Source organism: Wolbachia endosymbiont of Aedes albopictus (assembly GCF_024804185.1).
GTDB classification, from domain to species: Bacteria; Pseudomonadota; Alphaproteobacteria; order Rickettsiales; family Anaplasmataceae; genus Wolbachia; species Wolbachia pipientis_B.
The window spans coordinates 395,818-408,954 of record NZ_CP101657.1 but is presented as its reverse complement, the minus strand read 5'-3'; the positions used below and the strand labels follow the sequence as shown (position 1 = coordinate 408,954).

12 protein-coding genes are annotated in these 13,137 nt (G+C 35.0%); 5 read left to right on the top strand and 7 right to left on the bottom strand.

The window, feature by feature from the left end; all coding sequences use genetic code 11:
• Positions 1 to 5: 5 nt before the first annotated feature.
• The 4 genes from NHG98_RS02065 to NHG98_RS02050 are packed head-to-tail and all read right to left on the bottom strand — an operon-like array spanning position 6 to position 2,452.
• Positions 6 to 602, bottom strand: a complete 597-nt coding sequence (locus NHG98_RS02065) for a murein hydrolase activator EnvC family protein (RefSeq protein ID WP_096617393.1) — start codon at positions 600 to 602, stop codon at positions 6 to 8.
• A 45-nt stretch (positions 603 to 647) separates the two neighbouring features.
• Positions 648 to 974 (bottom strand): MerR family transcriptional regulator, encoded by a 327-nt coding sequence (locus tag NHG98_RS02060; RefSeq protein ID WP_096617391.1) that lies wholly within the window; start codon positions 972 to 974, stop codon positions 648 to 650.
• Positions 974 to 1,279, bottom strand: a complete 306-nt coding sequence (locus NHG98_RS02055) for an integration host factor subunit alpha (protein ID WP_096617389.1) — start codon at positions 1,277 to 1,279, stop codon at positions 974 to 976. Before NHG98_RS02055 ends, NHG98_RS02060 begins: the two co-directional genes overlap by 1 nt.
• Before the next feature lie 60 nt (positions 1,280 to 1,339).
• Positions 1,340 to 2,452, bottom strand: a complete 1,113-nt coding sequence (locus NHG98_RS02050; protein WP_259245498.1) for an MFS transporter — start codon at positions 2,450 to 2,452, stop codon at positions 1,340 to 1,342.
• Positions 2,453 to 2,772: 320 nt separating this feature from the next.
• Here NHG98_RS02050 and NHG98_RS06430 point away from each other — a divergent pair, with 320 nt between their 5' ends.
• Positions 2,773 to 3,063 carry an ankyrin repeat domain-containing protein gene (locus NHG98_RS06430; protein WP_187297365.1) on the top strand — a complete coding sequence of 97 codons (291 nt, stop codon included), beginning with the start codon at positions 2,773 to 2,775 and terminating at the stop codon, positions 3,061 to 3,063.
• Between the two features lie 619 nt (positions 3,064 to 3,682).
• Here NHG98_RS06430 and NHG98_RS02045 read toward each other — a convergent pair.
• Positions 3,683 to 5,110 (bottom strand): sensor histidine kinase, encoded by a 1,428-nt coding sequence (locus NHG98_RS02045; RefSeq protein WP_096676700.1) that lies wholly within the window; start codon positions 5,108 to 5,110, stop codon positions 3,683 to 3,685.
• 65 nt (positions 5,111 to 5,175) lie between these two features.
• Here NHG98_RS02045 and NHG98_RS02040 point away from each other — a divergent pair, with 65 nt between their 5' ends.
• The 4 genes from NHG98_RS02040 (at position 5,176) to NHG98_RS02025 (ending at position 8,188) form a co-directional block, all read left to right on the top strand.
• Positions 5,176 to 6,342, top strand: coding sequence for an aspartate aminotransferase family protein (locus tag NHG98_RS02040; RefSeq protein WP_096617385.1), 1,167 nt, complete (start codon positions 5,176 to 5,178; stop codon positions 6,340 to 6,342).
• Between the two features lie 6 nt (positions 6,343 to 6,348).
• On the top strand, positions 6,349 to 6,855 hold the full coding sequence (gene rimM / locus NHG98_RS02035) for a ribosome maturation factor RimM (RefSeq protein WP_096617383.1): 507 nt from the start codon (positions 6,349 to 6,351) through the stop codon (positions 6,853 to 6,855).
• A gap of 62 nt (positions 6,856 to 6,917) precedes the next feature.
• Complete coding sequence (gene efp / locus NHG98_RS02030; RefSeq protein ID WP_096617381.1) at positions 6,918 to 7,484, top strand: elongation factor P; 567 nt, start codon at positions 6,918 to 6,920, stop codon at positions 7,482 to 7,484.
• Between the two features lie 8 nt (positions 7,485 to 7,492).
• Positions 7,493 to 8,188: an inositol monophosphatase family protein gene (locus NHG98_RS02025; RefSeq protein WP_096617379.1), complete on the top strand. Its 696-nt coding sequence runs from the start codon at positions 7,493 to 7,495 to the stop codon at positions 8,186 to 8,188.
• 118 nt (positions 8,189 to 8,306) lie between these two features.
• Here the strand turns inward: NHG98_RS02025 and hemA are convergent, their stop codons facing one another.
• On the bottom strand, positions 8,307 to 9,515 hold the full coding sequence (gene hemA, locus NHG98_RS02020; RefSeq protein ID WP_096617377.1) for a 5-aminolevulinate synthase: 1,209 nt from the start codon (positions 9,513 to 9,515) through the stop codon (positions 8,307 to 8,309).
• A 68-nt stretch (positions 9,516 to 9,583) separates the two neighbouring features.
• Positions 9,584 to 13,123 carry a lipase family protein gene (locus NHG98_RS02015; RefSeq protein ID WP_096617375.1) on the bottom strand — a complete coding sequence of 1,180 codons (3,540 nt, stop codon included), beginning with the start codon at positions 13,121 to 13,123 and terminating at the stop codon, positions 9,584 to 9,586.
• Between the last annotated feature and the right edge of the window lie 14 nt (positions 13,124 to 13,137).

The following is a 13,137-nucleotide window of genomic DNA, read 5'->3' as shown; positions in this document are numbered from 1 at the left end:
CAAATTCAATTACAGTTCATATGCTTCAAAGGATCAATCGCTTGACCGTTATGCCGTATTGTAAAGCACATCTGCGGATCTTTATCCTGCGTACTTGACTTACCTGCAGACCCAATTACTTGACCCTGTTTTACTTTATCACCAATTTCAACATGTATGTTTTTTAAATAGGAGTACACAGTCATGTAATTATCTTTGTGTTCTACTATAATTAAATTTCCATACCATCTCAGCCCTTTGCCTACATATACCACTTTGCCGGGTGCAGAGGCAACTACATTCGTTCCATTTTGAGCAGCAATTTTTATGCCATCCTTACACGTTCCATCAGAAGACGTAGCTGTACCTTTAACTGGCATTACAAATTTACAATTTACCCCCGTGTTTTGCGTATCATTATTATCTCTGTATATCCTATTTATGATGGCTTTTCTATTTTCTTTTTTTATTAGAGGCTCCCTAATTAAATGGTACTCTCTTGTATATTCCAGCTCTCTTTTTCCGTAAAATTCTTCGCCTTTAAGCAGCACAGGTGCAGGTTTTTGCAGGCCACAGCCTATTAATATTGCTAATAACATAAGAAATGAGGCTATATGCCACATTTTAAACTCTCAAAAAACTCCAAAATTTTAGCAAGACGTAGTGTTTCACACCTGTTCGTTACTTTCCTCGTTATTTATTTTACTAGTTAAATAATCCCTCAAATCGGTAAGTTCTTGCAACAAATTCTTTGTGACTCTTATATCATTACCAAATTCTTTTTGCACTCCTTTTATTGTATATCCTTTATCATATAGCATGTGTTTTACTTTCTTTATGGCCTCTATACACTTACGATCATATAGCCTTCTTCCTTTACGCTTTGTAGGCTTAATTTGATGAAATTGACCTTCCCAAAATCTTAAAACATGCTGTTCCAAATGTAGCTCTTCAGCTACTTCCCCAATCGTATAAAATAATTTTTCCTTATTCATTAATTATTGATTAATTTTTTTATAATTTTTGAAGGCCTAAAAGAAATTGAACTTCTTGCCTGAATCATCACTTTCTCTGATGTATTTGGTATATTTCCTGGTCTTTCCTTCTTTTTCTTAACCAAGAATGTTCCAAATGACGATATCTTTACTATTCCATCCTTTGCCAAGCTTGTCTTTATTTCGTTCAATATATCATCTATTATCGAAGAAGAGTCTTCCTTTGATAATCCTATTTCTTGGTTTATATTTTCAGCTATCGTTGCCTTAGTTACTGTTGTGTCTTTTGTTGTAACGTGATCCATTATTGATAAATATTACAATACGTAAATATAATATAGCAATCGACTCAAGATTCAGCTACCCTATTTTTTAGGGTATGTCTCTTCTGTAGCATAATTTAAAATACTAGCAACTGCCAACATTGCAAATATTGCAAAAAGCGCCATTTGATGATTTGTAAAAAGTGCTAGCATTGACACTATAATTCCGCTGACAATAAACATAAACCCATTGATAATAGATGAAGATGTGCTAATGTATTTTCGTTTCACAATCTCGCTGCCGACAGTAAAATTAAGCATATGTCCTCCCGCAAAAAACCCGAACATTAACATACAAAAGTACACAACGTGGACTGTTAAATGGCTGCATAGTAAAATAATAATTGAGACGCCTTGCAATAAAGCAAAAGCAGAAATTACATATTTCCTATTTTTAAATAAGTTTGAGATTCGATCTGCAATTGGAGCACCAACTGCAAGACCAAGCCATAGTATTGCGGTTGCTATACCTGACTCCATTGTATTGAGTTCTGAGTTGCCCAGTAACCTTGGAGCCCAGAGGGTGTTAAGTGCTAAAAATGTTCCAAAAGTAATAGCACCCACCACTGAAGTTATCCAGATATCTCTTAATTTTAGCACTGTGAACATTACTGTTCTTATAGAGTTTTGTATTGTGCATTCTTCTGAACTGCTTTCTGGAAGTGTGTTTGGACAAAAAAGCGTAAGTACAAATATCAACACACCAAACAGTATTGTGCATACAATCAGATTCTTCCAATCTGCACCTTCGGCAAGCAAGCTAGAGAACAATATTTGAATTATCAGTGCAGAAAGACTTGAAATTGTCTGCACTAGTGAAAACATCAGGCCAAATTGGGCAACGGGAAAACAGATGCTACTTATATGAGCAGCACCAATAAAACCAAATGATGCTCCAGTTGCAATCAATAATTGTGATAAAATCAAATGAGCAAAATTGTCGCTATTAATAAGGACAAAGAACCCAAAAATCATAGTTAATAATGAGAAAAAATAAATTTTTTTACTGGAAAAAACATTAAACATTGTCCCACTAAAAAATTGTAAGATGGCAAAAGTCCAAGTATATACTGAGTTAGCTAGCGCAACTTGCATAATTGTCAGTCCAAGTTCTTTTTCGAGATTCACACTTATAAAAGTATAAATTATCTGCATATTGCTGAATATAACAACCAAGTTACTGATCAGCCAAATGAACCAAGCTCTGCTTTCCATAAGATTTATTTTTATAAGTAATCTATTAGAAATTTAACACTAAGTCTCTTTTTAAGCTATTGTTTCCTGAATAAGTGCTGGACTTGATTCCCTTTAGTTTTATTGTATAATTAAATAATTTTATTCTAGAGGTTGGTAATATGGCACCACAAGATAAATCTCAATTCAAAAAGTTTGACAATATATTAGCAAGAATAAGTGACACCATTGATTCTGGTAAGGGTGATTCTATTGAGATTTATGGTGAAATAAAAAATTAGCTGAGAGAAGAACTTAATAATGTATATGAAGAATGGAAAAGTAGTGAATTTAATCCAAACTTCAGATTCAAATTAGATGATGGTTATGAAGTAGAAACAACACTACTGCACATTGCCATTCAATGCAGGAAAAGTGCTGCATGTCCACCACTAGTCCAATGCTTGTTAGATCAGGGAGCTGATCCCAACGTACAAGATAGTCCTCACAGTAGTTTTACCTTAACCTGTGTCCTAATGCCTTTTTTAAACCACCCGTGTCCAATCCATAGCTGTACGAACATTCATTTTTGAAGACAGCGAATGGTGTCATTCCAGTCTGGAATCCAGAAATTTTGCTTATAACTAAGCTGATGAGCTAAAGGTAGTTGTCTTACGCTAAAACAAACGTTTTTAATTAAGTTGCATAGAACCAGTGTCTGGGCACTGGGATGACACTCCATAAGTGTTGAAAGTGCAATCACACAAGGTGATTAATGGTATGTAAATCTCCTCTTGATATCAACCTTCGTTGTTGGGAAAGCAGATAAACCACGTCGAAAATTCGCTTAAACCTTCTAACCACAGGCAAAAAGGCGCTTTTTTAATTTACCATTGAAATTTATGCCGTTAACCACCTTATATAATGCCACTTATAGCACTTTCAACACTTATGTATGACACCCCACTGGTGTCCCAAACTACAACGTTCGTACAGTTGTGACTTGTATAGCGGGAATTGGTATAACTAATTTACTTATCAACATATCCACTAACTATACCGCTACACAGTTAGAAGTATTTTTTGATTTTACAATACAGCTTGAGATTCAATTTTTATAATTTTCTTGTTGACTAGCCAGACGGTATCTACCTTCTCGGCTTGCTGCTTTTGATAAAGTGTGGTTTTCAAGACCATATCAAATAGATCCTATTAAAAATCAATCGAATCTTCACATGTTTGTTCTTCATAAAAGAAGTTCAATGTTATCGTAGTACCAAGTTTTGCTTCACTTTTAATGTCAAAAGTTCCACCCATTAACTCTACTAATTTCTTGCTTAGCGGTAATCCGATGCCCGTACCTTCATTTCTATATCCCGAATCTGCTTGGCCAAAAACAGACATAACTTTATATATATCCTGCTGCATTATTCCTATTCCATTGTCATGAAACTCAATAGTTAATAAGTTTTTTTCTATATTTTCTTTTATCACCATTCTTATTAAACCATTTTTGGGAGTAAACTTGATTGAGTTTGATAATAAATTTATTATAACTTGTTTCATTCTCTTAGGATCTGCAATGACTAATAATTGTTTATTAGTCATCTCTTTTTTTAAATTAATCCCTGCTTCTTTTAATTTAGGTAATAGCATATTTATGCATGAATCTATTATTTTGTTCAGGTTAAACTTCACTTTTTCTACTGTTAAACTACTTGATTCAGCTTTTGAAAAATCTAACACATCATTAATTAAGGTAAGTAAGTGTGTTCCTGCATTATATATATCGTCTGCATACTCCTTGTATTGAGAGTTATCCATTGAACCTAAAGTTTCATTTTTGATCAACTCCGCAAATCCAATAATAGCATTAAGAGGTGTGCGTAATTCATGTGTAACGCTTGCAAAAAATTTTAGCTTATTTGCATTTTCTTGCTCTAATGCCTCTTTTATCTGCTGTAATTCAATGTTAGTTTTATGTTGCTTGGCTAGCATTTGGGTATTAGAAAAGTGCAAATAGAACATTATTAATATTAAAATTATTAACAATAAGCCTAAAAATGTTAAAAATAGGCCATATGCTATAACATAAGAATTATTGTAGTTTCGAAGAATCTTCAAAAAAAACGACGGTTTAACGCTATTTTCATGGAATATAGGAAAAATAGAAGTTAATGTATTTCCTGTAGTATAAAATATTTCTTGGTTACTTAATAGTTCATCAATTTCATCGTTTGTAAGTAACTGTTCATAATCATAATCTTGAGTGTTAAAATTACTGAATATTATTCTGCCGTTTTGATCATACAGTATTAAGCTGAAATCCTTTACTTTGCTCACTGATTGTAATAATTCAGCACGCAGTTTTACCAGTTGGTTTATGTAATCAAAACTTTTATATTTAATGTGATGCTTTTCTATTAGTAAATAATGGTATTTTTTTATCATGCCATTTTCCAGTATACTTTTTAAGTTTACACTTGAATCACGGTAAGAAGAAAGGAAATTACTCCTTAGTAAATAATTACAATATATCACACTGAATAAAATCATAAAGATCGATAAGAGTAATGCAATAACTTTTGTGTATTTGTTTTTCTCCAGCGCAGAAAACATTGATTTACCTAGCTTATACATATCCTTCTTATTGTGAAACAACGGTTTTTATGTTATTAATAATAAAATTTAGCATATAATATTTTATGACAATTTCTCCTATTTTGCCAGTTTATTCTCCTGTTAACATAAATTTTTCTTATGGTAAAGGTATTTACTTGTATGATATTGACGGTAAGCGCTACGTAGATTTTCACTCTGGAATAGCAGTTAGTAGCTTAGGTCACACCAATTTGCGATTAATTAGTACTCTAAAATTGCAAGGAGAAAAACTATGGCATATATCAAATACCTATAATATACCTGCTGCCAATAATTTTGCAGAGAAATTAATAAACAACAGTTTCGCTGACACTGTATTTTTCTCAAATTCTGGATCAGAGGCAGTAGAATGTGGGCTTAAGATTGCTAGGATCTATCAAAACGGAAAAGGCAATAAAACCCGTCACAGAATTTTAACATTCCATGGTGCATTTCATGGAAGAACCTTCCTAACTTGTGCTGCAAACGATAAACAGAGATTTTCTGAATCCTACATTGATTGGTGTGATAATATCGAGCCCAATATTGAGAGCGTAAAGAAAGCAATTTCAAGTGGTATAGGCGTTATATTAATAGAACCAATACAAGGGCAAGGTGGTATCAAAGTAATGGATGATACCTTCATGAGGGAACTAAGAAAGCTGTGTGATGAAAATGACATATTGTTATTTTTTGATTGCGTGCAATGCGGTGCTGGTAGGACAGGAAAATTATTCGCATACGAACATATAGGAGTAAAACCTGATATATGTGCTCTTGCAAAGGGAATAGGAGGAGGCTTTCCGCTGGGGGCTTGTCTTGCAACTGAAAGGGCTGCTAAGTATATGGCGGTCGGTATGCATGGTTCCACTTTTGGTGGCAATCCGCTTGCAACCTCAGTAGGCAATGTTGTGCTTGAGGAATTGCTAAGTCCTGGCTTTTTGAAAAATGTTGAAATTAGAGGTAAGTATTTAAAAAATAAATTAGAAGACTTAGCAAGTAAATTTCCAATAATAGAAGAAGTGAGAGGGAAAGGGTTAATGCTTGGAATAAAAGTGAAAGCAGACAATCAAAAGTTTGCAGAAGAGTTAAGTCATCATGGTTTACTCACTGTTGGGGTAACATCAGATAACGTTGTGAGAATTTTACCTCCACTCATTATCACTGAAAATGAGATTGATGAAGGAGTTGAGATTCTTAGACAATACTTATCTGAGAAATCTTCTGATTAGATTAATATGAGCGACAACTTAGTATATCTCGGAATGATTACTTCTCCTCACGGAATTAAAGGGGCTGTTAAAGTAAAAACCTTTACTGAAAAGCCTGAAAATATCTACTTATATGGTGAGCTAATAAGTGGTGATGAGAATTATAAAATAGACTCAGTATCTGTCATAGGTGATAATTTAGTAATAGCTACAATAAGCGGAGTAAATTCCCGTAATAAAGCAGAGCTTTTAAGGAATAAGAAGCTATATATAGAAAGAAGCAAGTTACCAGAGCCAAATGATGAGAATGAATTTTATCAAAGTGACCTTGTAGATATGGAAGTAAGGCTGGAAAGTAATGAATTATATGGCAATGTAAAATCTATATATAATTTTGGCTCAGGGGATATATTAGAAATTTTGGTTATCAGCACAAAAAAACACATTATGCTATCTTTCACTAAAGAGATATTTCCACATATAAATATAAAGGGGAGGCATATAGTATTAAATATGCCAGAATTTATTGACTAATAAAGACTTTGATATTTATATAAAGCTATTTATAATTATAAGATCAAGTTGAAAATGTAATTATGGCAGAAAGAGCTAACGATATCAGACCAGGTCAGGTGTTGGAACATAACGGCGGATTATTTTTGGTTGTAGGTATTATGCATACTCAACCTGGTAAAGGTGGTGCATACATACAAGCCGAAATGAAAAACATTAAAACCGGAGCAAAACACTATGAAAGATTTCGCTCTGATGCAACAATCAGAAGAGCAATTTTAGATGAAGAGGAGTATGTTTACCTTTTCACTGAAGGAAACATTGTAAATCTTATGCATCCAAGTAGTTATGAGCAAATCACTATAAATTTGGACTTATTGGGAGAAAAAAAGATTTATCTACAGGATAATATGAAAGTTAAAATAGTAACTTATCAAGACAAAATAATTTCTGCGCATGTGCCTGATTATGTTACACTTGCTGTGAAAGAAACAGAGTCTGTTATTAAAGGACAAACTGCTACTGCTTCTTATAAGCCTGCAATTTTAGAAAACGGAATGCGCGTTAACGTGCCTCAGTTTATAAAAGAAGAGGATAAAATTGTAGTATATACTCCAGATGACAGCTATTATGAAAGAGTGAAAGAGTAAAAGGAAGAATGTCCATCTCATCACCACGAATTAATGTGATGCTTGATTCTGTGCGTAGTGCTTCCAGGCAGCTTATGCGCGATTTTAATGAATTGCAAATTTCTAATGTTAAATCAGCAGACTTTATTAATAAAACTTATTCAAAATCCAAGCAAACCATATACGATTGCTTGCACGACTACAAACGAGACTATGGGTTTATTTCTGAAGGTGATACTGACCAAGAAATAAAAGATAACGGTTACACTTGGTTTATTATGCCTATAGAGGGCAGGGAGAATTTTTCTAGTTGTATGGTTTATTTTGCAGTATCAGTCTGTCTCATTCATGAAAATAAAGTTGTGGCAGCTGTAATTGATGCTCCGGCTCTTAGAGAAACTTTTTGGGCAGAAGAAAAGAAAGGTGCTTTTCTTGAGGATTTTAGATCTCGTCATATAAAAATGCGGGTGAAAAGCCGTGAAGGGGGTCTAATAGATGTAAGTGGTAATTTATTAAATAAATTGCTGCCTGGCAATAGTAATGTACGCTCCATCGGTTCAACAATTTTAGGCTTTGCGTACCTTGCAGCAGGAAGGCACAGAGGAGCAGTTTACTCTGGAGTTAACAAATACAAAACTTCGCTCGGTAGGCTTTTTCTGCAAGAAAGCGGTGGAAGGCTAACGGAAGACAACGGGCTAATCATTGCTGGAGATATAAAACTATAGCTAAAGTAATTTATGTTTACCTACAATTTGATAAGCGTAAAACTCGTCATTCCGCTACTTGTTAGCGGAATCCATGCTGAGATACCGCGAATAAATCGCGGTATGACGTAGGGCTGTACTAGCTATAGCATAAACAGGCTACAGAGATAGACAACTTTTCGAAAACTTTTACAAGAGATTCTGTTAAATGTTTTATCATTTCATCAGTATGATAAGGTGTAGGGGTAATACGGAAACGCTCAGTTCCTCTTGGCACTGTTGGATAATTTATATGTTGAACATATATTCCATGCTCATCAAATAATAATTTTGATGCTCCTTTGGATAACTCTGGGTCGCCAATTATTATTGGAATTATATGAGTTTCTGTTGGAATGAAGTTAATTCCTGTATTTCTCAGTGAGTTTTTTACTTTTTCAACGACTTGCTTTTGCTTTTCCCTTTCAATGTTGCTCGATTTTAGGTGTTCAACGCTTGCCTTTGCTGCCGCTGCTAAAACAGGCGACATAGCAGTGGTGAAAATAAATCCTGGAGCGGAACTTCTTATTACATCTACCAAGCTCTTTGAAGACGCTATATACCCACCCATCACTCCAAAAGCCTTTGATAGTGTACCTTGAATGACGGTTATTCTATCCATCAGGCCTTCTCTTTCTGCAATTCCGCCACCATGTGAACCATACATGCCAACTGCATGCACCTCATCCAAATAGGTGATTGCATTATGTTGATCTGCAAGATCGCATATCGCTTCAAGCGGCGCTATATCGCCATCCATTGAATATACGGATTCAAGTGCTATTATCTTTGGTGTTTTTGTGTCTACGGACTTTAACAACTGCTCTAAGTGATCAACATCATTGTGTTTAAATATATGTTTTGGTCTTTTTCCTGATTTTATGCCTTCTATCATTGAAGAATGGTTCTTCTCGTCTGAAAAAATTACTACATTTGGGATAATAGACGATAAAGTGCTAAGTGTAGTCTGGTTAGCAAGGTAGCCACAAGCAAAAGTTAAAGCAGCCTCTTTTTTATGCAAACAAGCTAAGGATTTTTCAAGTTCGACAACCTCTTTTGTTGTACCAGATATATTTCTTGTTCCTCCAGCACCAACAGATGAATTTTGAATAGCAGCAATAACACTCTCATTCTGTGACATTCCCAAATAGTTATTACTGCACCAAACAATTACTTCCCTATTTCTTTCGTAGTCCATAATGTGGGGGAGCCTACCTGGCAATGACGCAAAGTGCGTAAATTCACGGTAGCGCCCCTCATCTTTTATATCTTTGATTTTGTTTAAGAATATTTCTTCGTAGTTTACCAAGTTTTTATTCGCTAATAATTAATACAATTATAACAAATTATTAAATGGTAAACTACAATATTTATTCTTCAACTTACTGTTGCAGCAAGCTCTTTATCAGCTATAAGTTCAACATTACTACCCTTAAATGAACTTGAAGGTCTGTTACAGCAATATATGATTACAGCAGCAACTAAACAACAAGCTCCAACTGCTACTCCCACTGCTAACATCTCTAAGTAAACTGCGATAGCTATCCCTGCAGCAATCCCAGTTACTGCTAATGCAGAAGCAGCTACAATAGGCAGCTTACTACTTTTTGTACTGTTGCTACTTTTTAGCGTAGAATCTTCTTTATTTGTTTTCTCTGGTTCATCAGTTACATCTTCAATTAAAGAGTCTTTACTAACAATTGAAGAGTCTTCACTATCCTCAATATCTTCCATTGAAAAAGTGCTAGGTGATGGTACTGAAATTTCTGGTTGTATGCCTTGCAAACTACCACTACCTTTGGGAGTAAGGTCCTCCTTAGTCATATTCTCAGGAGAAACTTTAACATATTTATCATTGTTATTGTCAGTATCACCTTCATCACTCTTAGGCAATTTAGTGAAGCTTGAAGGACCGCTACTGCACTCATCACCACTCACAGAACTCTGTGGTGAAAGTGGTGGTGAATCTTGTTGATCACCTTTACTTTCAGACTCTACCGGTTGAACAGGAATTCGTTCCTTCTCATCACCATCAATTGATAACACGGTAGTACTGTCACTTTGAAAAACAAGATCGTCCTGTGTACTTAAACTTTCAGTATCATCCATTTGTCCTAGAACTGGAGTCTCAGGAACTTCTTGTTGCTCTTGAGTATTAGAAGGCTGTGCCTTAAGTCCTACACTTTCTCCTGGTACATGCACAGTAGGTAGAACAGGTGGAGAAATTGACTCTTCTAGCTGCTTGCCGTCGATTTGCACATTATCCGCTTGTCCAGGATTTTCGTTAGCTACTAAAGGTATTGGCACTGATTCTGGTTGTGGCTCTTGTTTATTACTATCACTTTCAAGCGTAGAACCATCCCTACTATTTGTTGTACCTAACATAGATTCTTCTGCATCATAAGAAACTTCGTCACTTAGAGAAGCTTGTTTTCCCTTATTACCATCAATTGATGACACGGTAGCACTTTTACTTTGAAGATTAAGATCACCCTGCGCACTGAAAGAAGCTTCTTTATTTTGAGTACCATCTGTTCGTTCAGAGATTTCGTTAGTTGATGTAGGTCCTAGAAGACTATTGCCATCATCAATTGAAAAATCTGTATCTTGGTACTCTTCAGACACGGTTTTATCGTGCTCACTATCATTTGGCTGTCTTGTTGTAGTTACTACAAGCTCTTCTTCGTTAACTATATCCTGAATTGAAGAATTGCTACCAGAACCTGAAGGACTGTCACCACGCTTATCATCACTCACAAGACTACCTGCTTCTTCAGGCGTGGTTACTGCTGCATTAGCAGAGGCTTCTGTATCTTTAACTCCTGCAGCTACCATTGCAACATAACTGTCTTTGCCACTTTCTTCAGAACTTTCAGAGTCAGAATCACTTTCACTATTCAACACAGTGTTGTTTTTGCCCTGATCACTCGATTGTTTACTGTCGTCTTGGGCATTATTCACTTGTCCAGAGTTTTTGCTAGCTACCATATTGTCATTAATATTTTTAGCCGTAGACACGTTGCCGACATCTGGAGAAACGCTAGATGATGGTACTAAAATTTCTGATTGTATATCTTGTGAAACATCCTCACTAACATCTTTTACTGATGATGCAGCAGCCTCAGCATCTCCAATGCTGTTGATCCTTTCTATAAGCAAATCTCTAGTTTTTAAGAGTCTTTCTTTCTGAGCAATGCTTTTTTTCTTCTTAGTAGAACCTAGACTGTTAGTATTCTCTTGAATTTTAGTATCTACTACCTTTAGGATACTCTCCAAAGTAGGTTCATCTATATCATTCTTTTCTAGGAAACTCAGCATCTGCTCAGGAATGTAGATAGCATTCAACAATCGCTCATCTAATTTCTGCTTTCCATCTTTTGTATTTTTAGGCATTTTACTCCTCCTATAATCATTACCTATAGCTTCTTTTATTGAAGACTCTTCATTATTCATGATATTTTCTCGTTTGTCCACAATGTTTTCTTGTGGTTGTTGACTCAATTCACTATTACTGCAGGTAGATCTCATTGCTAAACTACCACCTGCTACTAGATTATCACCAATTGAACTAAGAAATCTAACAGATATATTTTCAGTTCCACACAACTGCCTTAACTCCATACTGTTTCCATTATTGTTAATATAAAGAGGCACTTCGCCTCTTCCATTAATGTTACACTCTATATGAGATATTATTAAAGGATCTTCACCGACCATGGCATTTTTATGGCTTATTAAATCAGCAAACTTCATTTCTTTTTCAAAATAATGTTGTTCCGTGTTTGAAATAGCACTTAGAAAAAGATAATAAGGTGTAGTTAGAATTGTAGTGGTTATACAATAAGGCGCTGCAACTACATAAGAAAAGTAATAATATCTAGATACATTATTATCTGGTTGAAAATCTTCAGGTTTTATATCTTGAATACAATTATAATAGGTATCTGTTTTATGATAGTATCCTCCCACTACACAGAAGCTCATTCCAAAGCAGCTTATTACGAAATTACCTGTTTTTATTTTTAGTGGTTTACCTACGTGCTTAAAGCCCATAGAACCAGATGGAAACATTGGTATTGGGTCTGACGAATTAGTTACTCTAATGGTATTTTCTCCAAGAAGTTTTTCATAAATTTCAGCACCGTGGAAATCGAAAACTCTCGGAGAACCAAAAGTTGCAACACGAACGTATTCAGCATCTTTTACCTTCTTAAGATATAAAGCAGTTATAGTAGCAAGAGCGGCTCCCATACTATGACCCGTACAATTAATTTTAAAATCTTTGATTTCCGATCCTTGCTCTTTAGCATAACTGTCTAATATTTTACTAAGACTAGGCAACGAATCATAAAATGCATTGCAAAAACCATTATGCATTTTCCCACCTTCAGGTAAAATTTCTGATGTAAGCGCTGTGCTTACATCAGTTATCACATCATCAAAGTCTTGAGTACCACGATAGGCTATAGTTATTTCTTTATCTTTTGTAAAAACAAAACCAGCACACCTTATATTTCTCTCATTATAATAAAATGGAATGATACCGTAACCTTCATTAATGAGTTCAGCTTTAGTTTTATACCTACTATCTAACTTTTTATCGTTATTACCGCAGCCGATTTTACAGAAATTACACAATTCCAATAATTCTTGTTTACTAAATCCTGCAATTCGCATTCCATTTAGGTCACTAACCTCGATAATTTCATAATCATCCCCAAAGCTACTGCATTGAAGTTTATTCTCGGGTTGACTTCTATCATCTGAAATTTCAGACTCTTTTTCCCCTTCAATACCAGAACCTCCGGAATGGCAAGGACCTCCAGTTGTTTCGTGTGTGCCCAAATCAATCCAGCTTGAATTGTCACTTGGCAAGCTTGCAGTACTTGAACCTAGAGAATCAGTTTGATTAGTCATACCTTACTTCTATT

What these genes read in the sequence shown, in the direction of transcription:
- NHG98_RS02065 (WP_096617393.1), bottom strand. Translation starts at nt 602, where the DNA reads ATGTGGCATATAGCCTCATTTCTTATGTTATTAGCAATATTAATAGGC.
- NHG98_RS02060 (WP_096617391.1), bottom strand. Translation starts at nt 974, where the DNA reads ATGAATAAGGAAAAATTATTTTATACGATTGGGGAAGTAGCTGAAGAG.
- NHG98_RS02055 (WP_096617389.1), bottom strand. Translation starts at nt 1,279, where the DNA reads ATGGATCACGTTACAACAAAAGACACAACAGTAACTAAGGCAACGATA.
- NHG98_RS02050 (WP_259245498.1), bottom strand. Translation starts at nt 2,452, where the DNA reads ATGCAGATAATTTATACTTTTATAAGTGTGAATCTCGAAAAAGAACTT.
- NHG98_RS02045 (WP_096676700.1), bottom strand. Translation starts at nt 5,110, where the DNA reads ATGTATAAGCTAGGTAAATCAATGTTTTCTGCGCTGGAGAAAAACAAA.
- NHG98_RS02040 (WP_096617385.1), top strand. Translation starts at nt 5,176, where the DNA reads ATGACAATTTCTCCTATTTTGCCAGTTTATTCTCCTGTTAACATAAAT.
- rimM (WP_096617383.1), top strand. Translation starts at nt 6,349, where the DNA reads ATGAGCGACAACTTAGTATATCTCGGAATGATTACTTCTCCTCACGGA.
- efp (WP_096617381.1), top strand. Translation starts at nt 6,918, where the DNA reads ATGGCAGAAAGAGCTAACGATATCAGACCAGGTCAGGTGTTGGAACAT.
- NHG98_RS02025 (WP_096617379.1), top strand. Translation starts at nt 7,493, where the DNA reads ATGTCCATCTCATCACCACGAATTAATGTGATGCTTGATTCTGTGCGT.
- NHG98_RS02015 (WP_096617375.1), bottom strand. Translation starts at nt 13,123, where the DNA reads ATGACTAATCAAACTGATTCTCTAGGTTCAAGTACTGCAAGCTTGCCA.